This is a genomic window from Roseateles flavus, assembly GCF_039872765.1.
Classification (GTDB): Bacteria; Pseudomonadota; Gammaproteobacteria; order Burkholderiales; family Burkholderiaceae_C; genus Roseateles_B; species Roseateles_B flavus.
Genome location: NZ_JBDPZC010000003.1, coordinates 394,146 through 419,031 on the forward strand (window position 1 = coordinate 394,146; position 24,886 = coordinate 419,031).

Genomic DNA, 24,886 nt, shown 5'->3' on the forward strand with positions numbered 1-24,886 from the left:
CCTTGCAAATCTCGGTATTGCGATGGTGATTCGCGGTGTTGATGCCTGGCTTCAAGCCCCGCCGATTGCCGTCACAGACGCAGCAATCCCGGGGCCCGCCAATGTTCCGGCCGGAGTGTCGCACAGCAGGGCCAATTTTTCCAAATCGTGCGATAGCGTTTCACATAATGAAATTCAAAGGGATTGCTCGCTGCCCCGCCCCCACGCTGGACGGGATAATCCGCCCCATGTCTTCGCGTTTCGATCTCAAGGCCCAGCTGCGCCGCTGGTCCCAACCCCTGCGCCTGCTGGCCACCACCTGGTGGCGCCGCCAGTCCCCCTCCCGACAGGACCGCTTCGCCACCCTCGGCCCGCTGATCTCGGTGCTCCTGTTCCTGGCGGCCATCATCCTGGCCTTCTGGTATCTGCGTAACGAGGAAATCGAGCGCGAGCAGGAGGCCGTCAAGCGCGACACCGAGATCGCCCAGAAGCAGATCCAGCTGCGCCTGATCGAGAACCAGGAGCAGCTGGTGCGCATCGCCCGGGAGATCGCCACCCGCGCCACCGATACCCATGACTTCAACACCCAGGCCAGCACCTGGGCCCGGGACCGGCCCGAGATCACCCACGTCACCTGGCTCAACAACCGCCGCGAGCGGCGGGCCAGCGTCAGCGCCGCGGGCTACCAGGCGGACAGCCTCATGGCCCTGGAAGGCAGTGATCCGTCCATGCCGGCGGGCCATCCGGGCAGCGCCGCGGAAAGCGCCTTCCAGCTGGTCAAGGAGCGCCGCCAGCCGGCCTATTCCCAGGCCTTCAGCGACGCCAACAACACCATGGTCTTCCAGGTCCAGGTGCCCCTGATCGACCGCACCGGCTTCTCCGGCGTGCTGATCGCCGAGTACACCGTGGAGGGCCTGCTGCGCTACTACGTGCCCTCTGACGTCGCCGTGCGCCACGCCATCGCGGTGCTGGACTCGCGCGACATGATCGTGGCCAGCACCGTCACCCCCATGCCGGGGCAGAAGCTCAAGAAGCCCTCCATCTTCCACGAGGTGCCACTGGCACCGGCCTTCAACGGTCTGGTGCTGCGCGGCCAGGGCTACCGCACCTCGGTCGGCCTCATCTCCAACACCCTGTTCTGGATGGTGGTGGCGCTCTCGGTGCTGACCGTCTGGATGCTGCTGGGCACCTGGAAGCACATGCGCCGTCGCATGCAGGCCCAGAACGCCCTGATCAACGAGACCAACTTCCGCCGGGCCATGGAGAACTCCATGCTCACCGGCATGCGCGCCATGGACATGGAATCGCGCATCTCCTACGTGAACCCCGCGTTCTGCGCGATGACGGGCTTCTCGGAAGGCGAGCTGATCGGCCGCAAGCCGCCCTTCCCCTACTGGCCGCCCGATCGCTACGAAGAGAACGCCCGGCTGCTGCAGCAGGAGATCCAGGGCCGCAGCCCGGCCGGCGGCGCCGAGGTGAAGGTGATGCGCAAGGACGGCACCACCTTCGATGCCCGCATGTACGTCTCGCCCCTGATCGACCCCAAGGGCAAGCAGACCGGCTGGATGACCTCGATGACCAACATCACCGAGGCCAAGCGCGTGCGCGACCAGCTCTCGGCCTCGCACGAGCGCTTCACCACCGTGCTGGAAGGCCTGGACGCGGCCGTGTCCGTGCTGTCGGTCCAGCAGGGCGAGCTGCTCTTCGCCAACCGCAGCTACCGTCTCTGGTTCGGCGCCGATCCGAAAGGCCATGCCATGCTGGCCGGCGGCAAGCTGGGCCGCAGCAAGGAGGACCCGGACCACGATGAAGAGGTCGACGACTACTCCGGCCTGCCCGCCCAGCCGCTGATGGAAGTGGGCTCGGACCCGCGCGAGGTCTACATCGACAGCCTGGAGATGTGGTTCGACGTGCGCGCCCGCTACCTGCAGTGGACCGACGGCCGCCTGGCCCAGATGCTCATCGCGACCGACATCACCGCACGCCGCCGCGCCGAGGAGCAGGCCGCCCAGCAGGCCGAGAAGGCCCAGGTCACCAGCCGGCTGATGACCATGGGCGAGATGGCCTCCAGCGTGGCGCACGAGCTGAACCAGCCACTGACCGCCATCACCAACTACTGCAATGGCATGGTCTCGCGCGTACGCAATGACCAGATCGGCAAGGACGACCTGCTGGCCGCGCTGGAGAAGACCGCCAAGCAGGCGCAGCGCGCGGGGCAGATCATCCACCGCATCCGCAACTTCGTGAAGCGCAGCGAACCGCAGCGCGCGCCCTCGCAGGCGCATGACATCGTCGAGGATGCGGTCGAGCTCGCGGGCATCGAACTGCGCCGGCGCAATGTGGCCATCCACACCTACGTGGCCCAGCGCCTGCCCACGCTGCTGGTGGATCCCATCCTGATCGAGCAGGTGCTGATGAACCTGCTGAAGAACGCCGCCGAGGCCATCGACAACGCCGGCCTGCCGGTCTCGCGCCGCCACATCGAGCTGCGCGTGGTGCCCAAGCACACGCCGGAGCTGGGGGCCAATATCGAGTTCTCGGTGACCGACATGGGCCCGGGTTTGCCCGAGGAAGTCATCGAGCGCATGTACGAGGCCTTCTTCTCGACCAAGGCCGATGGCATGGGCATCGGACTAGGGTTATGCCGGTCCATCGTGGAGTCCCACCAGGGCCGGATCCGTGCCGAGAACTTATACAATGGCTCGGCGATCGTGGGGTGCAGGTTCGCCTTCACCATCCCCGTCGAAATCCCGCGCCACGAGGCGCCGGGCACAGCCCAAAACACTGCAGAGACACCATGAGCCTGATTCCGAAGAAGGGTACCGTCTACGTTGTCGATGACGATGAAGCGGTGCGCGATTCCCTGCAATGGCTGCTGGAAGGCAAGGACTACCGCGTGAAGTGCTTCGATTCCGCCGAGTCCTTCTTGAGCCGCTACGACCCGCGTGAAGTGGCCTGCCTGATCACCGACGTGCGCATGGACGGCATGAGCGGCCTGGACCTCCAGGACAAGCTGCTGGAGCGCAAGAGCCCCCTGCCCGCCGTGTTCATCACCGGCCATGGTGACGTGCCCATGGCCGTCAACACCATGAAGAAGGGTGCGATGGACTTCATCGAGAAGCCCTTCAAGGAAGAGGAGCTGCTGGCCCTCGTCGAGCGCATGCTGGAGCAGGCCCGCGTGGAGTTCTCGCAGCACCAGGAAGCGGCCAGCCGCGAGGCCCTGCTGTCGCGCCTGACCACCCGTGAAGCCCAGGTGCTGGAGCGCATCGTCGCCGGCCGCCTGAACAAGCAGATCGCCGACGACCTGGGCATCAGCATCAAGACCGTGGAGGCGCACCGCGCCAACATCATGGAGAAGCTCAACGCCAACACCGTGGCCGATCTGCTCAAGATCGCCCTGGGCGCCTCGGCCCAGGCCAAGGCCTGAAGCTTCACCCCATCCCAGGAAAGCCGCTGAAGTTCCAGCGGCTTTTTGCATTCTCCGGAGCCTTTCCCCCATGACCGCAACCCTCATCGACGGCGTCGCCCTCTCCAAGCAACTTCGCACCGAGGTGGCGCAGCGCGCCGCCGCCCTCGCACCGAAGGGCATCAAGCCCGGCCTGGCCGTGATCCTGGTCGGAGACAACCCGGCCAGCCAGGTCTATGTGCGCAACAAGGTCAAGGCTTGCGAAGACGTGGGCTTCCATTCGGTGCTGGAGAAGTACGAGGCCACGATGAGCGAGGCCGAGCTGCTGGCCCGCGTCGAGGCCCTCAACAACGACCCGTCCATCCACGGCATCCTGGTGCAGCTGCCCCTGCCTGACCACATCGACGACCACAAGGTCATCGAGGCCATCTCGCCCCTGAAGGATGTCGACGGCTTCCACGTGGCCTCGGCCGGTGCGCTGATGGTCGGTGAAGCCGGCTTCAAGGCCTGCACGCCCTACGGCTGCATGAAGATGCTGGAGAGCATCGGCATGAAGGACCTGCGCGGCAAGCATGCCGTGGTGATCGGCCGCTCCAACATCGTGGGCAAGCCCATGGCCCTGATGCTGCTGCAGGCCAATGCCACCGTCACCGTCTGCCACAGCGGCACGGCGGACCTCGCCGCCATGACCCGCCAGGCCGATGTGGTCGTTGCCGCGGTGGGCAAGCGCAATGTGCTGACTGCGGATATGGTCAAGTCTGGTGCCGTGGTGATCGACGTGGGCATGAACCGCAACGACGAAGGCAAGCTCTGCGGCGACGTGGACTTCGACGGCGTGCGCGAGGTGGCGGGCTGGATCACGCCCGTGCCCGGCGGCGTCGGCCCTATGACCATCACGATGCTGCTGGTCAACACCATGGAGTCGGCCGAGCGGGTGGCGGCAGGCCGCTGAGCGCCTGAGCGCCGCCGCAGCTGGCAGCTGCACCGCAAGAGCACCCGAGACACCGCAAGAGGCCCAGCGCCCAGGGAGAACCCGTGAACAACCCGCTGCTCAGTACCGCCCCCCTGCCCGCCTTCGCGAGCATCCGCCCCGAGCACATCCAGCCGGCCATCAGCGAACTGCTGGAGGCCGCCCGCCGGGCCCAGGCCGAGGCGACCGCGGACACCACGCCGGCGGACTTCGACACCCTCGAGCGCGTGCTGAGCATTGCCACGGAGCGCCTGTCGGTGTCCTGGGGCGCCGTCAGCCACATGAACTCGGTGGCCAACACGCCCGAGCTGCGCGAGGCCTACAACGCCATGCTGCCGGCCGTCACCGAGTTCTACACGAGCCTGGGCGCCGACGAGACGCTGTTCGCCAAGTACAAGGCCATCCAGCGGGCGCAGGGGGCGACGCTGAACCCCGCGCGCCAGCAGGCCCTGCGCCACTGGATCCGCGACTTCGTGCTCTCCGGCGCCGACCTGCACGGCGAGGCCAAGACCCGCTTCGCCGCCATCCAGGAGCGCGCCGCCGAGCTGGGCCAGGCCTTCAGCGAGCACGTGATGGACGCCACCGACGGCTGGGTGCACTACGCCAGCCCCGCCGAGATGGCCGGCGTGCCGGACGACGTGCTGGCCCAGACCGCCCAGGCCGCCGAGGCTGACGGCAAGCCCGGCCTGCACAAGATCACCCTGCACTTCCCCTGCTACCTGCCGGTGATGCAGTACGCCAGCCACCGGCCGCTGCGCGAACGCGTCTACCGTGCCTACGTCACCCGCGCCAGCGAGCTGGGCGACAAGCCCGAGTGGGACAACAGCGCCCTGATGCAGGAGATGCTGGCCCTGCACCAGGAAGAGGCCGCGCTGCTGGGCTATGCCAACTACGCCGAGGTGTCCCTCGTGGCCAAGATGGCCGAGTCGCCGGCCCAGGTGATGGCCTTCCTGCGCGAGCTGGCCGCCAAGGCCCGCCCCCATGCCCAGCGTGACCTGGACGCTCTGCGCGCCTTCGCCCGCGAGCAGCTGGCCGCCGAGTTCCCCGATGGCCAGCTGCAGGCCTGGGACCAGGCCTATGTCTCCGAGAAGCTGAAGATGGCCCGCTACGCCTTCAGCGACCAGGAGGTGAAGCAATACCTGACCCTCCCTCGTGTGCTGGAGGGCCTGTTCAGCATCCTGGAGCGCGTCTTCGGCGTGCGCCTGATCGCCGACACGGCCGAGGTCTGGCACGAGTCCGTGCGCTTCTACCGCCTGGAGCGCCAGGGTCAGCTGATCGGCCAGGTCTACCTGGACCTCTACGCCCGCACCGGCAAGCGCCCCGGCGCCTGGATGGACGAGGTGCGCGGCCGCTGGCGCCGCCCCGAGGGTTCGCTGCAGCTGCCGGTAGCGCACCTGGTGTGCAACTTCGCGTCGCCGGTGGGTGACAAGCCCGCCCTGCTCACGCATGACGACGTCACCACCCTCTTCCATGAAGTCGGCCATGGCCTGCATCACCTGCTGACGCGGGTTGAAGAAGCCGGCGTCTCCGGCATCTCCGGCGTCGAGTGGGACGCCGTGGAGCTGCCCAGCCAGTTCATGGAGAACTTCTGCTGGGAGTGGGAGGTGCTGCAGCAGCTGTCCCGCCATGTGGACAGCGGCGAGCCCCTGCCCCGCAGCCTCTACGACAAGATGGTGGCCGCCAAGAACTACCAGGCCGGCCTGCAGACCCTGCGCCAGATCGAGTTCGCGCTCTTCGACATGCGCCTGCATGCCGAACCCGGCAGCGAGACCCGCATCCAGCAGGTGCTGGACCAGGTGCGCGCCGAAATTTCCGTCAACCCGCCGCCGGCCTTCAACCGCTTCCAGCACAGCTTCTCGCACATCTTTGCGGGCGGGTATTCTGCAGGTTATTACAGCTACAAGTGGGCCGAGGTGCTCTCGGCCGATGCCTGGAGTGCCTTCGAGGAAGAAGGCGTGTTCAACCCGGCCGTGGGCCAGCGCTACCTGGAGAACATCCTGGAGGTGGGCGGCTCGCGCGACGCCATGGACAACTTCAAGGCCTTCCGCGGCCGCGAGCCCAGCATCGACGCCCTGCTGCGCCACCAGGGCATGGCGGCCTGAGCGGGCGCTCCGCGCCGCGCCTGCCGGGCACGCAGTGCGCAGGCAGGCACGGGGCACGCCGGACCGGCGGCATGGCCCCATGGGATGGATGCTGTGGCCGAAAGCCCTGTGGGCGGGAGCCTGCCGCCGGGATCAGCTCGACGGGCTTGTGGGATGGGGCCGGTTGGATGGACCCGGTCTGGTGGGCCCGGTCTGACGGACGCCTGATACGTGGCACGCAAGACGTGACACGGACTACATGACACGGTATTCGGGGTCACCGAAAAGCGGGTCATGGAACAGCGGGAGCGGTTTGAGTCGCTCGGCCTGGAGCGTGCGCATGGAAGACCCGGTTCGCACGCCCCCCGGGGCGGAAGGCTCAGCTCGCCAGGTCCAGCGCCGTTCCCGGTTCCAGGCCCAGGCGGCGCGCCATGCCGGCGCGGAGCTTGAGCACGGAGCGCGCCTGCTGGCAGCGCACGGTGCGCCAGGGCCGCACGCCGGTGACGATGCGCGCCACCGTGCCGTCGGCGTTCAGGAAGACGGCGTCCACCGCCTGGTTCATCCACCAGGTGGACAGGGTTCGGCTGGGCGCAATCCACAGCCCGTAGCTCTTGGCCTGCCCGTAGGTGGGCAGGGGTTCTCCGATGGGACGCCGCCACCAGGGCAGGGTCTTGTGCACGTGATAGGGCGTTGCCTGCCCGTCCACATGCAGGGCAATCGTGGCCATTCCAGTCTCTCCTCGCTGCGTCCTGCGCCGGGGCTTCTCTCTCGAGCCCCTGTGCGGCAAGGCCTTGCTCTCAGGCAGCCCTCCCCGGCTGCCGCGTTCCCGCGGACGTGCCGGCGGGAGAGGGAAGATAGCGTGGCCCTCCCGCGCTGTCCGTCAGCAGCGGTGAACAGAGGTAAGGGAATGTGGAGGGCAGATGACAGCGCCGCGGACCCGGGCTTCAGTCCAGCGCCAGACGCTGCTGCAGGCGCTGCAGCGCAGCCTCGTCGCGCCGGCCCTGGGCGCAGCTGCGCCCCTGCTGGCAGCGCACGCCGCCCTGCCCGGGCTGCAGCACGATGCCGGGTCCGGCCTCGCCCCGCCACTGGGCCTGCACGCCCTTGCTGCTGAAGGGCTCGCTGGCTGCGGCGCTGCCGTCGGGCGGCTCGCGGGACTCTACCGCCACCTCGCCGCTGAGCACATGCACCTGGGTGGCCTGGCGGCCGTCCACCTCCACCAGGAATTCCGTGCCGCGCACGGCGGTGACGGCGCTGGGCGTACGCACCTGCCAGTGGCCGCCGGCCACCGGGGCCACCTTCTGGCCCAGCAGGCCCAGCTTCAGCAGGAAGCTGGCCATGCGCGGCTGGCCCGCCATCGCCTCGAAGTGCTCGACCAGCAGGCGGCTCTGTTCGGCCATCACGAGCACGGAGTCGTCTGCACAGTGGAGCTTGAGGCGGGCGCCCTTGGCCGTGCGCAGCTCCATGCCCACCGGCACTGCCAGGCCCGCCTGCACGGCGCCCTGCCGGGTGCCCTGCTGCCACTGCGCGCTGCCCTTGAGCGAGCGCACCTCGCAGGCCGCGGTGGACGGCTCCGTTGCCGCGGCCGGGCCGGCCCAGCCCAGCAGGGCCAGCAGAGCCAAGGCGGCCAGCGCGGCCCGAGGCGCAGGTTGGCCGGGCATGGGCGTCCACAAGAAAACTGGCACGAGGCGCATGGACTTCTCCTGCAGGGGACTGCGGCAAGTCTAGCCCGCTCGCCCGCGGCTGCGCAGGCCGCCAATGCGGGGGGCGATGTCGCCGGTTTCCCTGCCATCGCCGCCTTGCCGCGGCGCGCTGCGCGGGCGCAGAATTCCCGCAGCTCGCCAGAGATCTGGCCGGAGGTGCCCGCATGAACGCCTCACCCGCACCGCGCCTGCTGCGCAGCGCGCTCCTCGCGGCCCTGCTGCTGGCGATGGTCGCCTCGCCGCCCCTGCAGGCCCAGCAGTCGGCCAATGCGGCGCTGGACCAGTGCATACGCGGCCAGCAGCGCGGCAGCGGCTTGCTGGGCGGTCTGCTGGGCGCGCTGGGAGGCCTGGGCGTGCACCTGGGTCGGCGCAGCGAGGACCGCAGCAACGAGCGCGGCGGCGTCAGCGTCAGCGTGGGAGCCGGCACCGGCGGCGCCCTCGGCCTGGCCTCGGCCTATTTCAATGCCGCCGCGACCTGCTTCAGGAAGCACCCGGAGTGGCTGCCCGAGTCCCGCCTGGAGCGCGGCCAGGACGTCGACGCCCTGGCACGCGAGACAGACTACCGGCCAGAGCAGGGCCTGCTGGCCCGCAGCACCCGGGTCGAGATGCCCGCCCAGGCGCGGCCTGACAGCGCGGTGGAGGTGCGCAGCCGCTTCATCCTGCTGACGCCCGACGGTGCCGAGGCCGCCGTGCAGATCGAGCGCCTTCTCTTCGCCGTGGTGGAGGGCCAGGAAAGCGCCCTGCCCCTGCCCGCCCAGGCCCAGGAGCAGCGCGTGCTGCCGCCGGGCGAGCACCTGGACCTCGTGCGCCTGCCCATCCCCAAGGACGCGCCGCTGGGCACGGTCTACCGGCTCGAGTTCCGCATCCGCGCCGGCGAGCTGCCGGCCTCCAGCGCGCAGGCGCAGGTCCAGGTGATCTGAGGCCGGGCGATGCGACGCCGCGCGCTGCTGGCCCTCACCTCGCTGCCCCTGCTGCCGCTGGCGGGCTGCGTCTCGCCCCAGCAGGTGCGCGGCTACGAGCGGGCCTACCTGGCTCATCAGCTGAGCGAACCCCAGCTGGCGCAGCTGCAGGCCCGGCTGCGCGCCGAAGGCCTGGCCGAGGCCCGCGTGGCCCGGGACGCCGTCGGTCGCGCGCAGCTGCAGGGCCGCTATGCCAGCGAGGAACAGGTGGAGACCGCCTTCGTGCTGGCCCAGGCCCTGCTGGGGCCGGCGGCGGTCTCGCCTTTCTATCCGGAGGACATCACCGAGCGGCGCTGGGAACGCGAGGCGGCGCTGGCCCTGCAGGCCCATGCCCAGGCCCGCCAGCGTCAGGCGCCGCCCTCGCGCCGGCGCGCCCTGCTGATCGGCATCAACCAGTTCCTGGACGATCGCCACCTGCGACCACTGCAGGGCGAGGACGACGCCCGCCGCGTGCAGCAGTACCTCGCCCGGGCCGGCTACGAGACCACCGCGCTGCTCGGGCCCGAGGCCACGCGCAACGCCATCGAGTCGGCCATCGCCGCCCTCGGCCGCGCGCTGGGCAGCGACGACGAGCTCTTCATCTACGTCTCCAGCCACGGCGCCCTGCCCCTGCCCGGGCCGGCGGGCGGAGACGACCGGCGCATGTCCATCGTGGCCTACGACTCCGGCGATGCGCTGGGGCCACGCAGCCGCGACGCCGCCGAGTACCTGCTGCGCCTGCAGCGCAGCAGCGTGCGGGACAGCCTGCTGCAGGACCTGGCCCAGCGGCCCAGCCGCCAGACCCGCGCCCTCATCGACACCTGCTACAGCGGCGAGATGCTGCAGTCCCTGCGCCTGGAGCCCCTGCCCGCCGGCCTGGCGGAGCAGCGCGAGGGCATCGCCCTGCAGCCGTGGGCCGCCACGGCGCGTGCCCAGCGTTCGCGCTACACCCTGCTGACGGCCACCAGCCCCGGCGAGCTGGCTCTGGGTCCGCCCCCACGCGAGGGCAGCTTCGAGAGCCCCCTGCGCAGCGGCCGGCGCCTGCGCGGTTCCTTCTTCACCCAGCTGCTGTTCGAATGCCTGGAGCAGCGCCAGGGCCTGCTGCAGGAGGCCTTTGCCGATGCCGAGCGCCTGACCGCGCAGCTGGCCCGCCAGGTCAGCGCCGGCCGGCTGACGCAGACGCCGCGCCTGCTCAGCACCATGGCACGCGGCCAGGACCGCCTCTGAGGCCGGGCCGGCTCAGGCGCGGGCCAGCCATGCTGTGGCCTGGGCTTCCGGCAGGGCCTTGGCGAAGAGCCAGCCCTGCCCCACCTGCACGCCGAGCCGGGCCAGCAGCTCGGCCTGCGCCTCGTCCTCCACCCCCTCGGCCAGAGTCTGCTTGCCCAGGGCCAGGGCCAGGCCCACGATGGTCCGCACGATCTCCTGCGCCTCCAGACCGGCGGCCAGGCGCATCACGAAGCTGCGGTCGACCTTCAGCGTGTCGAAGGGGAAGCGGTGCAGATAGGCCAGGGAGGAGTAGCCGGTGCCGAAGTCGTCGATGGAGAGCTTGAAGCCCATCACGGAGAGCTGACGCAGCAGCTCGGCGCTGCGGGTGGGGTTGGCCATGGCCATGCTCTCGGTGACCTCCAGCTTGAGCTGCCGGGCGGGCACGGCACCGAGCGCGGCCAGGGTGTCGCGGGCGTCGCGCAGCAGCTCGTCCTCGCGCTCCAGCTGCACGCCGGAGACATTCACCGCGATCTCGCCCTGGAAGCCCTGCGCGGCCCAGCGCTGCAGCTGCGCCGCGGCCTCCAGCAGGGTCCAGCGGCCGATGGCGGCGATCTGCCCGCTGGCCTCGGCCACGGGGATGAAGTCCCCCGGCATGATCAGACCGCGCTCGGGATGCTGCCAGCGCAGCAGGGCCTCGAAGCCCAGCAGGCGGCGATCGGACAGGCGGATGAAGGGCTGGTAGTGCAGCTGGAACTGCCCGCCTTCCTGCAGGGCCCGCTCGATCTGCTCGCGCATCCAGCGCCGTGAGTGCTCGACCAGCTGCTCGGCCGCATCGAAGGCATGCAGATGGCCGGGCCCCTGGGACTTGGCCCGGGCCAGGGCGGACTCGGCGGCGGCGAGCAGCTCGTCGACCTCCCCCGGCCCCTGGGCCTGGTGCGCCCAGCCCACGCAGGCCTGCAGCTGCACCTGCTGCACCGGCAGGGCCGGGGTGTCGCCGCCCATGGACACCGGCGTCGCACCGATCTCGAAGGGGGCCGCCAGCTGCTGCAGCGCCCAGACGGGCCAGCCACCGGGGGCGCCACCGCCCGGCTCCAGCGGCCCGCTGAAGCCCAGGCCGAACTCGTCGCCCGACAGCCGGGCCAACAGCAGGCCCTGCCCTTGTGCACGCGCCATCACCTCGGCCTCGCGCAGGCGCCGGGCCAGCTGGCGCAACACCTCGTCACCGGCCAGGGGGCCGTGGACCTCGTTGAAGCTGCGGAACTCGTCCAGGCCCAGCATCAGCAGGCCCAGCTCGCGCCGGCCCGGAGCCAGGCTCATCATCTGAGCCAGCTGGGTGCGAAAGGCCGTGCGGTTGGGCAGGCCGCTGAGGCGGTCATGCAGGGCGTCGTGGCTCAGCTGCTGCTGCAGGCGCTGCTGCTCGCTGATGTCACTCAGCGAGCCCGCCATGCGCAGCGCCCGCCCGCCGCGCGGCTCGCGAATGGCCGCGCCCTTGAGCAGGAGCCAGCGCTGCTGGCCGCCCTGCTCGAACTGCAGCACCTGGTGCAGTTGCAGGCTGCGCCCCTGCAGATGGGCCTCGATGGCGGCCTGCAGCCCTTCCCGCGCAGCCGGCGCCAGGGGCTTGCCGAGGGTGTCGATGCCTTGCGCCTCATCTGCGGCCAGGCCCAGCAGGGCGAGGCAGCGCGGCGAGAAGTGCACGCTGCCATGGACCAGGTCCCAGTCCCACAGCCCGTCGTTGGCGCCGCGGGCGGCCAGGGCATAGCGCTGCTCGCTCTCACGCAAGGCCTGCAGGGCCTGGCGGCGCCGGGCCTGTTCGCTGAGGCCCCGGATGAAGATGGCGCCCAGCGAGGCCAGCACCAGGCTCAGCAGCGGCAGGCCCAGGTCCAGCACATGGTGGCGCGCCAGGCCCCACTGCAGGGCCAGGGCCAGCGCCAGCAGCAGGACGGCCTGCAGCGCATAGGCGCGCCACAGGCCCAGCCGCGCCAGGCTCAGGCCCACCAGCAGGGGCAGGCCCAGCATCAGGCCCATCTCCATCAGCGCGGCCAGCGGCGGGTGGCGCAGCACGCGCTGGCTCAGCAGGTTGTCCACCGCAGTCGCCAGACGCTCGACGCCCGGCAGGCCGCCGTCGAAAGGGCTGGGGAAGGCGTCACCCGCGCCCAGGGCCGTGCTGCCTAGCAGCAGGATGCGGTCGTGCAGGCGCTCGGGCGGCACGCGGCCCTCCAGCAGGTCGATGAAGCTGATCTGCTCGAAGCGGCCGGCCGGGCCGTAGTAGTTGATCCACTGCCGGGACAGCGCATCCAGCGGCAGGGTCAGGTCTTGCCACAGCACGGCCTCGCCCAGCTGCGCCCGGGCCTGCGCCCAGTCCAGGCCGCGCGACGCGCCGGCCAGGCGCAGCGCCAGCGAGGGGTAGAGCTCGCCCTCGTAGGCCAGCACCGGCAGGTCGAAGGGCACGGCGCCGTCCACGCCACGCTGCACGCTGACATGACCCAGCGCCGCCGCCGCGCGGGCCAGCAGCGGCAAGGGCTGGCGCAGGGTGCAGGCCTGGAACAGCTGGGCCGCGTCGCCGGCATAGCGGGTGAAGGCGCTGCGCAGCACGGCCTCGTCCGGCTCGACGGCCTGCTCGCCAGCCTCCAGCTCGGCGGGCAGGGCAAAGGGCAGCAGCACCGTGCCGACCTGAGTCATCGCCGCGGCCAGGGCCTCATCGTCGGCAGGATCGGCGGCGGGCGCCAGCAGCAGGGTGTCCAGGGCCAGGGCGCGGGGCCGGGCCTGGGCGATGGGGGCCAGGGCTTGGGCCAGCTGGGCGCGGTCGGGCACGATGCGACCCAGGGCCTGCAGGCTGCGGTCATCCACGGCCACCAGCGTGATGGGCGCCTGGGGCTGCAGGGGGCCGCGCAGCTGCAGCTGGGCGTCCAGCAGCAGGCGGTCCAGACGCTGCAGCAGCGGCCACTGCGCGCGCTGCGACCACAGCAGCAGGCACAGCAGACCCACCAGGGCCGCCAGCAGCAGCTGCCCGCCGGCCTGGTGCCAGCGGCCGGGGCGGCCGGCGTGCGAAGCTTGTGCGGCATGCATGCGATGTCCTTGATGGCCGGCCTTCAGTCGACGCGGCGCTCAGAAGTCCAGGCGGTCCTGCAGGGCAAGGACGCGCGCCTGGGGCCAGGTCTTGACCTCGCTGCAGCCGGCGTCGACGCGGCAGTCCGTGCCCTGCGCCGGCTGGTTCAGCAGCCGCGTGGGTCCTGACGACGCGCCCGCCGGATCCACGGCCACCGCCCCCGTCTGCACGTGGACGGCCGTCTTGCGGCTGGCGTCCACCTCCACCACGAACTCGGTGCCCCGCACCGCCGTCACCGCGGAGGGCGTGCGCACCTGCCAGGTGCCGCCGGCCTGCGGTCGCACCGCCTGGCCGATCAGCCCCAGCGACAGCCACAGGCGGGCCTGGCGGGCGCCCGCGCCCGAGGGCGTCCATTGCTCCAGGCGCAGCTCGGTGGCATCGCTGAGCACCAGCACCGAGCCATCCTCGAAGCGCAGTCGCAGGCGGCCGGGCTGGCCGGTGCGCACGGTGGCGCCGGCCTGGAGGCGATCGCCCGCGCGCAGCGGATGGCCATCGATCCAGGCCTCGCCCTTGAGCACCAGCACCTCGCCGATCATGGGGCCCGCGCCCTGGGCGAAGGCGCCAGCCGTCCAGAGGCAGGCGCAGGCGGCGAGCCAGAGGGCGCCAGCGCAGGGCGCTGCCGCGCCCGGGTCCCGGCGACGTGAAGTCCGCATGTCCGGCTCCTGCCCCGTCATGCCAGCGGGGCTGCGGTCCATGCTAGCCAGCGGGCGGCGGGCCGACAAGCGCCAGCGCCGCCGGCGCTGCGCTGCGCTGTCCCGTGTGCGTGGCTCAGGGCTTGATGCGGATGCCGCGCGCCAGCCACTGCGCGCCGCCCAGCATCACCGCCATCAGCCACATGGGCGCGGCCTTCAGCGTGGCGGCGGCGAGCAGGCCGAAGCCGGTAGGCATGCTCACCGTGGCCGCGTTGACCATGAGCATGCGCAGGCCCAGCGCCTGGCCGTGGGCGTCATGCGGCGTCACCCGGTGCAGCATGGACAGCACCATGGGCTGCACCGAGCCCAGGGCCAGACCCAGCAGGGCCGAGCCGAACATCAGCCCCGGCGTGCCCGGCAGCCAGGCGTAGACCGCCAGCATCAGCATGGCCAGGCCCATGGCCCAGCGCAGGGCGCGCAGCTCGTCCAGGGTCTCGCCCCAGCGGGCGATGGCCAGGCGCACGCAGGTGGCGGCGACCGCGAAGGAGCCCAGCACCAGGCCGATGCTGGAGGCGCTGAGCCCCTTGCCGTGGCCGACCACGGGCACGACGAAGCTGTGCGCGTCCCAGCAGGCCGACAGCACGATGTTGACCATCAGCAGGCGGCGCAGGGCCGGCTGCTTCAGCAGGGCCCAGGCCGGGCGCTGGCGTGCCGCGCCGGCATGCGGCACGGGCACATGGCGCGGCACCTGGCGGGCGATCCACCAGGCCACCAGGGGCATGAGCACGGCCAGGGCAAAGGCCCAGCGGAAGCCGGCGTGGTCGATCAGCAGGCCCGTCACGACCGGGGCGATGGCATTGGACAGGGCCGGTCCCAGCGCCACCCAGCTGAAGACCTTCTTGAGCTCCGAGGGGCCGCTGGCCATCAGCCCGGCCTCGCGCTGGATGGCCACAGCGGCCACGGCCACCGCGCCGCCGCTGAGCAGGCAGCTCAGCGCGATGGCCCACAGCTGCAGCGAGGCCCAGGCCACCAGCGCGCCGGCCAGCGCCATGCAGACCCCCAGCCCCACGGGCCGGTGAAAGCCATGGCGATCCGCCAGGCGACCGGCCCAGAGCGAGAGCGCGATGGGCGCCACCGCGAAGAGGCTCAGCAGCACACCCACCGCCCATTCGCCGTGCCCCTCGCGCAGCACCCACAGGCTGGCCGCGACGCGCGTGACGGCCATGCAGGCATGAACGGCAATCAGGCTGGCGATGACCCAGGGAAAGGCGCGGCTCAGCGGGGCGGGTGAGGCGGAGGCCGGGGCGGGCTCCGTCATGCAGGCTCGTCCTCGGCCGCCTCGGATCCTTCCGCCAGGCCCAGGGCCAGCAGACGCTGGCTGCTGTCCTCCGGCAGGGCCTCGACGGTCTTGAGCCGGCGGTTCATGGCGCGGGTGCGGACCTCGGCGGCCTCGATGGTGTTGCTGGCCTCATCCAGCTTCTTCTTGGTCTTGGCCAGCACCTCGCCGAACTTGCCGAACTCAGTCTTGACGGCACCCAGCACCTCCCAGACCTCGGCCGAGCGCTTCTCCAGCGCCAGCGTGCGGAAGCCCATCTGCAGGCTGGTCAGGGTGGCCAGCAGCGTGGTGGGTCCCACCAGCATCACCTTGTGCTCGCGCTGCAGGGACTCGACCAGGCCCGGGCGGCGCAACGCCTCGGCGTAGAGCCCTTCCGTGGGCACGAAGAGCATGCCGAAGTCGGTGGTGTGCGGCGGGGCGATGTACTTCTCGCGGATGGTGCGGGCCTCCAGGCGCAGGCGCGTCTCGATGGCCTTGGCGGCCTGTTCGACGCCGGCGGCGTCGGCGCGGTCCTGGGCCTCGAGCAGGCGTTCGTAGTCCTCGCGGGGGAACTTGGCGTCGATGGGCAGCCACAGCGGCACGCCGTCCGCGCGCTGGCCCGGCAGCTTGATGGCGAACTCCACGCGCTCGCTCGAGCCCGGCAGCGTGGCCACGTTGGACGCGTACTGCTCGGGCGTGAAGACCTGCTCCAGCAGGCCGGCCAGCTGGACCTCGCCGAAGATGCCGCGCGTCTTCACATTCGTCAGCACGCGGTTGAGCGAGCCGACGTCGCGGGCCAGGTTCTGCATCTCGCCCAGGCCCTTGTGGACCTGCTCCAGGCGGTCGGCCACCTGCTTGAAGCTCTCGCCCAGGCGCTGCTCCAGCGTGGCGTGCAGCTTCTCGTCGACCGTGGCGCGCATCTGCTCGAGCTTCTTCTCGTTGTCCTGCTGGATGGACTGCAGGCGCTGCTCCACCGTCAGGCGCAGCTCGGCCAGGCGCTGCTCATTGCCCTGCTGCAGCTGCTGCAGCTGTTCGCGCAGCCCTTGCGCCAGCTGGGCCAGGCTCTCGGCCTGGGACTGGCTGCTGCGCAGCGCGGCGGCGTCCTGGGCCTCGCGGGCGGCGAGCGCCTGCGCGGCCAGCGATTGCGTGGTGGCCTGCAGGCCCTGGGAGAGCGCCGTCTGCAGGCTGGCCAGCTGCACGCGCAGGCTGTCGATCTGCTCGTTCTGCGTGCGCACGGCGTCGCCGCTCTGGCCCATCAGTGCCTGCTGGAACTGGGCCAGCTGGCCCAGGGTCTCCTGGCGCAGGGCGGTGCTGCCGCGCTGCAGCTCCTCGCGCAGCTCGCGCTCCAGGCGCTCGGTCAGGCGGCCCTGGGCGTCCTGGCCCTGCAGCAGGGCCTGCAGCTGCGGGGACTCCGGGGCCTGTTTCTGGCGCAGGGCCAGCACGACGAGGACGAGGAGGAGGGCCAGGCAGGCCAGCAGGAGCAGTTCGGCAAGCGTCATGGGCCGATTGTCTCAGGCAGCCGGGCCCGGCGCCTCGGGCCCCACCTGCTGTGCGAACAGGCGCGGGCCGCCCCGTAAAATCCGCCTCTCAACATGCCGTCCATCCAAAGCATCCAAGACATCCGGGACCGCCTGCGCGCCCTCGGCGCCCTGCCCAGGCACGAGCACCGCGTGCTGCGGCTCTGGAGCCAGGCCCTGCCCCAGGCCACCACCAAGCGCCCCATCGAGGACTTCCTGCCCAAGACCCTGCGCGAGGCACTGCCCGCGCTGGAGGCCGAGCTGGACGCCCTCGCCCGCGTGCAGAGCGAGCACCCGGCCGAGGACGGCTCCAAGCGCCTGCTGGTCGAGCTGGGCGACGGCCAGACGGTCGAGAGCGTGCTGCTGCCGCGGGATGGGCTGTGCGTGTCCAGCCAGGTGGGCTGCGCGGTGGGCTGCCAGTTCTGCATGACGGGCCGCTACGGGCTGCTGCGCCAGGTCACCAGCGCCGAGATCGTGGCGCAGGTCGTGCTCGGACGGCGGCAGCGGCCGGTGAAGAAGGTCGTGTTCATGGGCATGGGCGAGCCGGCCCACAACCTGGAGCACGTGATGGAGGCCATCGAGCTGCTGGGCACCGCCGGCAACATCGGCCACAAGAGCCTGGTCTTCTCGACCGTGGGCGACCCGCGCGTCTTCGAGCGTCTGCCGCAAGGGCCGGTGAAGCCGGCGCTTGCGCTCTCTCTTCACACCAGCAAGGCCGCGCTGCGCGAGCAGCTGCTGCCGCGCGCGCCGCGCCTCACGCCCGAGGAGATCGTGGCCGAGGGCGAGCGCTATGCGCGGCTCAGCGGCTATCCCATCCAGTATCAATGGACCCTGATCGAGGGCGTCAACGACGGCGAGGACGAGCTGGACGGCATCGTGCGCCTGCTCAAGGGCCGTTATGGCGTGCTCAACATGATTCCCTACAACAGCGTGCCCGAGCTGCCCTTCAAGCGCCCGGCCTGGGAGCGCGCCGCCGAGATCGCCCGCCAGCTGCACCGGCGCGGCGTGCTGACCAAGCTGCGCAACTCCGCCGGCCAGGAGGTGGACGGCGGCTGCGGCCAGCTGCGGGCCCGCACGCTGGACGGCTCGGTGGCGGTGCGCGTGATGCGCAAGGCAGGCTGAAGAGGCGCGAGGATCAGGCGGCCGCAGGTTCGCAGTTGACCATCCAGGGCACGCCGAAGCGGTCCGTCAGCATGCCGAAGCCGGGCGACCAGAAGGTGGGGCCATAGGGCATGGTCACCTGGCCTCCGACGGACAGGGCCTGGAAGAGCCGCTCGCCTTCGGCCGGCTCGTGGGCCGAGACGGTCAGGCTGAAGCCCTTGTAGCCTTCGAAGGGCATGCCCGGCGGCATGTCCGAGCCCATGAGGGTCAGGCCTTGCGCCTCGATGCGGGCATGCATGATGCGGCCCTTCCATTCGTCCGGCGTGGGCGGGCGCTCGGGGGCCGGCGGCGCCTCGCCGTAGGTAGAGCGCATGGTCTTGCGGCCGCCCAGGGCGGCGGCGTAGAAGTCCAGGGCCTCGTCGCAGCGGCCGTCAAAGCTCAGGTAGGCAATCATGGGGAGTCTCCTTCCTCAGGTTCGGGGTTCGGGGCCTTGCGCCCCCGCCCGGTATAACCCGATTCGGAGACGGGCGCCGACGAGACCCTGCCGGCGTCCTTGCCGCCAGGGACATCGGCGCCCTGGCCTGGCTCAGTTCAGCGCCGTCTTCATCGTCCCGCCGGTCAGCGCGGCGATGAGGTTGTCCACTGCCAGATCGCACATGGCGCGGCGCGTGGGGATGGAGGCACTGGCGATGTGCGGCGTCAGCACCACGTTGCGGCAGGCCAGCAGGCCCGGGTGCACGGCGGGCTCGCCCTCGAACACGTCCAGGCCTGCCGCGGCCAGGCGCCCGGCCTGCAGGGCCTCGGCCAGAGCGGCGTCGTCGACGATGCCGCCGCGCGCCACATTGGTCAGCGTGGCCGAGGGCTTCATCAGGGCCAGCTCGGCCGCACCGATGAGGTGGTGCGCCTCGGGGCTGTAGGGCAGCACGATGACGAGGTGGTCGCTCCGGCGCAGCAGGTCCTCCTTGCTGACCCAGCACGCCCCCAGCGGCTGCTCCACTTCCGGCGCGAGCCGGCTGCGGTTGTGATAGAGCACGGACATGCCGAAGCCCAGCGCCCCGCGCCGTGCAATGGCCTGCCCGATGCGGCCCATGCCCAGGACGCCGAGGGTGCTGCCATGCAGGTCCGCGCCCACCAGCAGGTCCACATGCCACTGCTTCCATTGCCCTTCGCGCAGGTAGCGCTCGGATTCGCTGATGCGCCGCGCGGCGGCCATCATCAGCGCGAAGCCGAAGTCGGCCGTGGTCTCGGTCAGCACGTCCGGGGCGTTGCTGACACGCACGCCGCGCGCGGTGCAGGCGGCCAGGTCCACGTTGTTGTAGCCCACGGTCATCAGGCAGACGGCGCGCAGCTGCGGGCAGGCGTCCAGCAGCGCGGCGTCGATGCGCTCGGTGCCGGTGGCGAAGAGGCCCGCCTTGCCCTGCAGGCGCCGGACCAGCGCCTCGGGGGGCAGGGGCTCGTCGCTGTCGGTCTCCTCGACCTCGGCATGCTCGCGCAGGCGCTCGACGATGTCCGCAAAGATGCGGCGGGCCACGAAGACGGCCGGCTTGTTGGGGCTCATCAGGGGCCTCACTGATCCAGGAAGCGGACGAACTCGTCCAGCGCGGCGCGCTCGGTCACCAGGCTGTTCTCGATGGCGTTCGGGTCCGCGTAGCCCAGGGCCATGCCGCAGACCAGCATCTGCTCGGGCCCGAACTTCAGCTCCTCGGCGATCAGGCGGTGGAACTGGGTGAAGGCCGCCTGCGGGCAGGTGTGCAGGCCGCGGCCGCGGGCGGCGATCATGATGTTCTCGAGGAACATGCCGTAGTCCAGCCAGCTGCCCTGCTGCATCACGCGGTCGATGCTGAAGATCAGGCCCACCGGCGCGTCGAAGAAGCGGTAGTTGCGGCCGTGCTGCTCGTGCATGCGGGCCTTGTCGCCCTTGGTGATGTTGAGCAGGCCGTAGAGGTCCCAGCCCACCTTGCGGCGGCGGTCGATGAAGGGCGAGACCCATTCGCGCGGGTAGTAGGCGTACTCCTCCTGGTGCGTGGACAGCTCCTGCGGGTCGTCATAGACGGCCATGATGCGGTCGCTGAGCCGCTTCAGCGCCGCGCCGGTGAGCACATGCACCTGCCAGGGCTGGGTGTTGGTGCCCGAGGGCGCGCGGGCGGCCACGCGCAGGATGTCCTCCAGGGTCTCGCGCGGGACGGGCATGTCCAGGAAGGCGCGCATCGAATGGCGGGTGCGGATGGCCTCGTCCACGGCCGCCTGGGCCTCGGGGCTGGGTCGATCAAAGACAGGGTTCTTGGCACTCACTTGGGCAGTCCTTCCAGGGCTTGCAGGGCGTTCAGATAGGCCGCGGGCAGGGCCGGCACGGGGCGGCGCGTCTCGCGGTCGACGTAGACATGGACGAAGTGGCCGCGCGCCGCACACGAGGGCGCACCTTCGGCGAAGAGGCCGATCTCGTAGCGCACGCTGGAGCGGCCGCGGTGCGCCACGCGCAGGCCGGCCTCCACGCGCTGCGGGAAGGCCAGCGATTCGAAGTAGTTGCAGCGCGTCTCCACCACCAGGCCGATCACCTCGCCGCCGTGCAGGTCCAGCGCGCCCTGCTCGATCAGGTACTGGTTCACCGCGGTATCGAAGAGGCTGTAGTAGACGACGTTGTTGAGGTGGCCGTAGAGGTCGTTGTCCATCCAGCGGGTGCTCAGCGGGATGAAGCGGGCGAAGGCGCTGCGGGGCTCGGGGCCGGGGCGCGCGTCAGGGGCGGGGGCGGGGGCGGCGTTCGTCATCGGGCCATTGTTCCACCGGCGTCCTGCCAGCGCTGCCACGCGCGCGACGCCGCCTGCACCGTCGCGTACTGCACCTCCACCATGGCGGCCAGGTCCGCGCCATAGCCGCCGGCCATGCTCAGGGCCACGGGGATGCGGCGCTGCCAGAGCCAGTCCAGCACGCGCTCGTCCCGCGCCAGCAGGCCGGCCGCGCTGAGCTTCAGGCGCCCCAGCCGATCGCCCTCGTGCGGATCGGCGCCCGCCAGGTAGAAGGCCAGGCCGGGCGGGTGCGCCTGCGTGCGTCGATCGACCTCGGCCAGGGCCTCGTCCAGCGCGGCCAGGTAGGCCGCATCGGCGGTGCCGTCGGGCAGTTCCACATCCAGGCTGCTGGCCTCCTTGCGGAAGGGGAAGTTGCGGGCGCCGTGCAGGGACAGGGTGAAGACGCTGGGGTCGTCCCGGAAGATGGCGGCGGTGCCATTGCCCTGGTGCACGTCCAGGTCGATCACCAGCACCCGCAGGCCGGGGCAGGCGCTGCCCCGGCGGCCGTGCCATTCGGCCTGCATCAGCCGGGCGGCCACCGCCACGTCATTGAACACGCAGTAGCCGCTGCCCTTGTGGGCATAGGCGTGATGGGTGCCGCCGGCCAGGTTCATGGCCACGCCCTCGCTCAGGGCCGTGCGGGCGGCGGCGATGGTGGCGCCCACCGAATGGCGCGAGCGCACCGGCATGGCGGGCGACCAGGGGAAGCCGATCTCGCGCTGCTCGGCCTCGCTAAGGCGGCCGTCCAGCACCCGGGCGATGTAGTCCGGCTCATGGGCCAGGGCCAGCTCGCCCTCGCTGGCCGCGGGCGCCGGGCACAGCCACACCGCGCCGGGTTCGGCCTCCACGCGCTCCCGCAGCAGGCGGTACTTGGCCTGCGGGAAGCGGTGCTGGGCGGGCAGCTGCAAGGCGTGGGCGTCGGAGTGAAAGGCCTGCATGGGCATCGGGCGGCAGCCCGGCGGGGCGGAGATGGCGGCATCCTAGCCACAAACGCGCCCGGAGCGCCGGCCGCCACCGCCCCAACGAAAAAACACCCCGGCAACTGGCGTCGCCGGGGTGTTCCATGGAGCCGGCCTCAGCCGGTCAGGACCGGAGGTCCGGCCCTCAGAACTCGTACTGGGCCATCAGGCGCACGCGGCGCGGCTGCTGCACGGAGTTGGCGTCCGGCTGGCCATAGGCAGGACGGGGCGAGTTGATGCCGTTGTCCGACTGCTCGTCGATGGCGCCGGGCGTGCGGGCGTTGAACACGTTCAGCAGGTCCACCGAGAAGGTCATGCCCTTCAGCGCGCGAGGCGTGTAGGTGGCCTGGAGGTTCAGCTCCTTGGTCCAGTCCAGGCGCCCTGCGGTACCGCGCGGCGTCAGCTTGCCCATGCAGTAGAACGAGGTGGAGCCGTAGTTGATCGACTGGGTGTCGATGGTGCCGGCATAGGTGCCCAGGCAGTTGCGGGGGCGGCCGCTCTGCAGGATCAGGTTCGCGCCCAGGCGCCATTCGTCGGTGGCGGCGTAGGAGCCCCACAGCTTGAAGGTATGGCGGCGATCGTTGGGCAGGTAGCCATCGGAGCCTTCCATCAGGCCCGGGTAGTCCCAGTCCTGGCCGATGCCGGCGTCGCGCTGGCCGATGTCCGACTTGACGTAGCCCTCGGTCGTGCCCTTGCTGAAGGCCAGCACGTAGGAGCCCTGCAGGCTCCACTTCTTGTCCCAGGCGCGCTCGACCGTGAACTCCAGCGCGTCATAGGTCCGCTTGGGCTTGACGGGGAAGCGCAGCGCCTCGGCCGGGATGGTCACCGCCGTCAGCTCGTGCTTGCCGTCGAGGTCGACATTGGCGGTCAGGTCCTTGCCGGGGTTGGCCAGGAAGCAGCGCTGGATGGTGTTCCCGATGCGGCGTGCCTGGGCTTCCGTGTACTTGCCGGACTTGCGGGCCCAGTCGTAGGCGCCTTCGAAGGCGCAGACGTCGTCCATCGAGTTCTTCAGCGCACGGTGGGTGTACTTGACGCCACCGGACCAGCGCTCCACCAGGGCCTTCTGGAAGCCGATGATGAACTCGTCCTGGAACATCGGCTTGATGTTGGGGTCGACGATGGTGCGGGGGTCCGGGGCCGTGCCGTCCGAGTTCATCTTGCGGTCGCCCAGCTTGGCCCCGAGGGCCGGCAGCTCGAGCTTGTCGGCACTGAAGCTGCCGCCGAACTGGTAGTAGTCGGTCCAGTCACCCTGCCTGCCGGAGAGGCGGACGTTGGTGTTCGCGTACACCGGGATGTAGTAGCGGCCCACGTTGGAGTAGACCTTCAGCTTGCCGTCGCCGGCCACGTCCCAGGCGGCGGCCAGGCGCGGTGCGTAGGTGTTCTTCACGTCGATGAAGGGAACGCCGTCACCATTCTTGTTCGTGAAGGCCTCGCTGCGCAGGCCCACGCTCACCAGCAGGTTCTTCGTCGCCTGCCAGTTGTCCTCGATGTACCAGGCCGAGTTCTCGGTGCGGAAATCACCACCGTTCTCGAAGTAGCGCACCGAGACCACGTCCTGCGTCGCCCCTGTGGCATTGGTGTAGCCGTTGGCCAGCTTGCCGCCCGCGGCCAGGGTGGTCAGGGTCCACCAGGACTTGGAGGCGCCCGGTGCCACGCTGCCGTCATGCGTCAGATAGACCTCGGAATCAAGGCCGGCGCGCAGCGTGTGCTTGGCGTTGAGCGCGTACTCGACGTCGAAGCGATAGGCCGTGCGCTTGTCCTTGGCCGCCGGGTCACCGACCGTGGTCTGGGTGGAGCAGCCGCGCAGGATGGCCTCGGGGCCACGCTCGTCGCTGATGTACTCGCAACCGCTGCTGGGGATGATGGAGGAGCGGCTGTAGCGGCCCACGCCGTACAGGGCGGAGACGGTGAGGTCGTCGGTGAGCCAGCTGGTCCACTTGAGGATCTGGGTCGCGCCGCCGGTGGTGTAGACGTCGGTGCCCAGGTCGTCACCCCGCGCAGTCTCGTAGGCCTGGGGCGACTTGAAGTTGGCGCGGTTGCGCTCCGTCTTGTCGTTGAAGGCGGTCAGCTCCAGCAGGTTGTTCTTGGTGACGTTCCAGTCCAGCTTGAGCAGGTACTGGGGGGTCTTGTTGGTCTCGTCGTACTGCGTGTTGATCCCGTACCAGCGCGTGCGCTCGTTCTGCAGCTGCACCAGGCCGAAGCCGTAGAGCGTGTCCTTGACCAGCGCGCCGCCCGCGTAGGCACTCACCTTGCGGCGGTCGAAGTCGCCCGGGCGGTTCATGGCCTGCCAGTCGCCCCACTTCGAGGCGTCGGTGCTGGCGTTCTTGAAGTAGATGGAAGACCCGCGCAGCGAGGCCGGCTCGAAGCTGGCGCTCACGCCGCCGTGCCATTCATCGGTGCCGCGCTTGGTCGTCACCGAGATCACGCCGCCCAGCGAGCGGCCGTACTCCGCGCCATAGCCGCCGGTCTTGACCTGCTGGTTGGCAATGCCTTCGAAGGGCACCGAGTTGAAGGCGATGCCGTTGACGATGTTGGTGACGTTGAAGCCATTGATGTAGTAGGCGTTCTCGGCCGGCGAGGCACCGCCCAGCGAAGGCACGTTGCCGATGCGACCGTCGCCGCGCACCGCGCCAGGCGCCAGCAGGGCGATGGCGGTGACGTCCCGCACGACGGGGATGCGGTCGATGTCCGCCTTGTTCAGCAGGGTGGCGCTTTCCGTCGACTTCATGTCGATGGTCTTGACCGCCGAGCCGGTCACGATCACTTGATCCAGGGCATTGAAGTCAGCCACCGACCCTTTGCCGGGGACCACGGCAACGGTCTGCGTGCGGGTGCTGCCATCGCTTCGCGTCACCACCACCTGGTAATCGCCCGGGGGCAGCTGGCTCACCACGTAGCCGCCATCCTTGTCGACCGTGACCGTGCGGGTCAGGCCGACGGCCTTGTTCACGATGGTGATCCTGTCACCTGCGCGGGCCTGCCCGTTGATGGAGCCGGCGCTCTGCTGGGCCAGCACGGGCGTGGCACTCAGGGCGGCGCCCATGGCGATGGCCAGTGCCGAACGCCGCAGGACGGCGGCCGTGGTCAGGCATTTTCTGGATTGGGACATAGTTGTTCCTGTCATCTGATTTGAATGTCATGACGCACACCGCCGGGCCGACCCTTGTGAGGCCGTGCAGATCCTCCTCGCGGC

The 24,886-nt window shown here is 70.6% G+C and carries 19 protein-coding genes; 7 read left to right on the top strand and 12 right to left on the bottom strand.

From position 1 onward, the window contains the following. The first annotated feature begins 227 nt into the window (after positions 1-227). The 4 genes from ABDJ40_RS09655 to ABDJ40_RS09670 all read left to right on the top strand — a co-directional run bounded on the left by ABDJ40_RS09655 (position 228) and on the right by ABDJ40_RS09670 (position 6,457). On the top strand, positions 228-2,780 hold the full coding sequence (locus ABDJ40_RS09655; protein WP_347609087.1) for a PAS domain S-box protein: 2,553 nt from the start codon (positions 228-230) through the stop codon (positions 2,778-2,780). Then, positions 2,777-3,406, top strand: a complete 630-nt coding sequence (locus ABDJ40_RS09660) for a response regulator transcription factor (RefSeq protein WP_183103233.1) — start codon at positions 2,777-2,779, stop codon at positions 3,404-3,406. The genes ABDJ40_RS09655 and ABDJ40_RS09660 overlap by 4 nt, the downstream gene beginning before the upstream one ends. Before the next feature lie 70 nt (positions 3,407-3,476). Beyond that, positions 3,477-4,337, top strand: a complete 861-nt coding sequence (gene folD / locus ABDJ40_RS09665; RefSeq protein WP_347609090.1) for a bifunctional methylenetetrahydrofolate dehydrogenase/methenyltetrahydrofolate cyclohydrolase FolD — start codon at positions 3,477-3,479, stop codon at positions 4,335-4,337. Positions 4,338-4,420: 83 nt separating this feature from the next. Next, positions 4,421-6,457 (top strand): M3 family metallopeptidase, encoded by a 2,037-nt coding sequence (locus tag ABDJ40_RS09670; protein WP_347609092.1) that lies wholly within the window; start codon positions 4,421-4,423, stop codon positions 6,455-6,457. A gap of 358 nt (positions 6,458-6,815) precedes the next feature. On the opposite strand, the gene ABDJ40_RS09675 is transcribed toward ABDJ40_RS09670, so the two are convergent. After that, positions 6,816-7,163: a DUF192 domain-containing protein gene (locus tag ABDJ40_RS09675; protein WP_269629772.1), complete on the bottom strand. Its 348-nt coding sequence runs from the start codon at positions 7,161-7,163 to the stop codon at positions 6,816-6,818. Between the two features lie 217 nt (positions 7,164-7,380). Then, positions 7,381-8,127, bottom strand: coding sequence for a FecR domain-containing protein (locus tag ABDJ40_RS09680; protein ID WP_347609094.1), 747 nt, complete (start codon positions 8,125-8,127; stop codon positions 7,381-7,383). Positions 8,128-8,300: 173 nt separating this feature from the next. Here ABDJ40_RS09680 and ABDJ40_RS09685 point away from each other — a divergent pair, with 173 nt between their 5' ends. Beyond that, positions 8,301-9,056, top strand: a complete 756-nt coding sequence (locus ABDJ40_RS09685) for a hypothetical protein (RefSeq protein WP_347609096.1) — start codon at positions 8,301-8,303, stop codon at positions 9,054-9,056. A gap of 9 nt (positions 9,057-9,065) precedes the next feature. Next, entirely contained in the window at positions 9,066-10,301 is a 1,236-nt protein-coding gene (locus tag ABDJ40_RS09690) for a caspase family protein (RefSeq protein WP_347609098.1), read from the top strand. A gap of 12 nt (positions 10,302-10,313) precedes the next feature. On the opposite strand, the gene ABDJ40_RS09695 is transcribed toward ABDJ40_RS09690, so the two are convergent. The 4 genes from ABDJ40_RS09695 to ABDJ40_RS09710 all read right to left on the bottom strand — a co-directional run bounded on the left by ABDJ40_RS09695 (position 10,314) and on the right by ABDJ40_RS09710 (position 16,832). Further along, complete coding sequence (locus tag ABDJ40_RS09695) at positions 10,314-13,346, bottom strand: EAL domain-containing protein (RefSeq protein WP_347609100.1); 3,033 nt, start codon at positions 13,344-13,346, stop codon at positions 10,314-10,316. Between the two features lie 39 nt (positions 13,347-13,385). Beyond that, entirely contained in the window at positions 13,386-14,039 is a 654-nt protein-coding gene (locus ABDJ40_RS09700; RefSeq protein WP_347609102.1) for a FecR family protein, read from the bottom strand. 115 nt (positions 14,040-14,154) lie between these two features. After that, positions 14,155-15,336, bottom strand: coding sequence for an MFS transporter (locus ABDJ40_RS09705; RefSeq protein WP_347609104.1), 1,182 nt, complete (start codon positions 15,334-15,336; stop codon positions 14,155-14,157). Further along, positions 15,333-16,832: a DNA recombination protein RmuC gene (locus ABDJ40_RS09710; protein ID WP_347609106.1), complete on the bottom strand. Its 1,500-nt coding sequence runs from the start codon at positions 16,830-16,832 to the stop codon at positions 15,333-15,335. The genes ABDJ40_RS09705 and ABDJ40_RS09710 overlap by 4 nt, the downstream gene beginning before the upstream one ends. Before the next feature lie 93 nt (positions 16,833-16,925). On the opposite strand from ABDJ40_RS09710, the gene ABDJ40_RS09715 reads away from it, so the two are divergent. Beyond that, on the top strand, positions 16,926-17,972 hold the full coding sequence (locus tag ABDJ40_RS09715; RefSeq protein ID WP_347609108.1) for an RNA methyltransferase: 1,047 nt from the start codon (positions 16,926-16,928) through the stop codon (positions 17,970-17,972). A 13-nt stretch (positions 17,973-17,985) separates the two neighbouring features. Here the strand turns inward: ABDJ40_RS09715 and ABDJ40_RS09720 are convergent, their stop codons facing one another. The 6 genes from ABDJ40_RS09720 to ABDJ40_RS09745 all read right to left on the bottom strand — a co-directional run bounded on the left by ABDJ40_RS09720 (position 17,986) and on the right by ABDJ40_RS09745 (position 24,802). Next, entirely contained in the window at positions 17,986-18,405 is a 420-nt protein-coding gene (locus ABDJ40_RS09720; protein WP_347609110.1) for a VOC family protein, read from the bottom strand. Between the two features lie 132 nt (positions 18,406-18,537). Then, the gene (locus ABDJ40_RS09725; RefSeq protein WP_347609112.1) at positions 18,538-19,509 is read right to left on the bottom strand and encodes a 2-hydroxyacid dehydrogenase; all 972 of its coding nucleotides are present in this window, start codon (positions 19,507-19,509) and stop codon (positions 18,538-18,540) included. Positions 19,510-19,517: 8 nt separating this feature from the next. Then, positions 19,518-20,243 (bottom strand): nitroreductase, encoded by a 726-nt coding sequence (locus ABDJ40_RS09730; protein WP_347609114.1) that lies wholly within the window; start codon positions 20,241-20,243, stop codon positions 19,518-19,520. Further along, positions 20,240-20,716, bottom strand: a complete 477-nt coding sequence (locus tag ABDJ40_RS09735; RefSeq protein WP_347609116.1) for an acyl-CoA thioesterase — start codon at positions 20,714-20,716, stop codon at positions 20,240-20,242. The genes ABDJ40_RS09730 and ABDJ40_RS09735 overlap by 4 nt, the downstream gene beginning before the upstream one ends. Next, positions 20,713-21,672 (bottom strand): histone deacetylase family protein, encoded by a 960-nt coding sequence (locus ABDJ40_RS09740; protein ID WP_347609118.1) that lies wholly within the window; start codon positions 21,670-21,672, stop codon positions 20,713-20,715. The genes ABDJ40_RS09735 and ABDJ40_RS09740 overlap by 4 nt, the downstream gene beginning before the upstream one ends. A 166-nt stretch (positions 21,673-21,838) precedes the next feature. Continuing rightward, a complete protein-coding gene (locus tag ABDJ40_RS09745; protein ID WP_347609120.1) occupies positions 21,839-24,802 on the bottom strand; it encodes a TonB-dependent receptor in 2,964 nt (987 codons plus the stop codon). Positions 24,803-24,886: the final 84 nt, after the last annotated feature.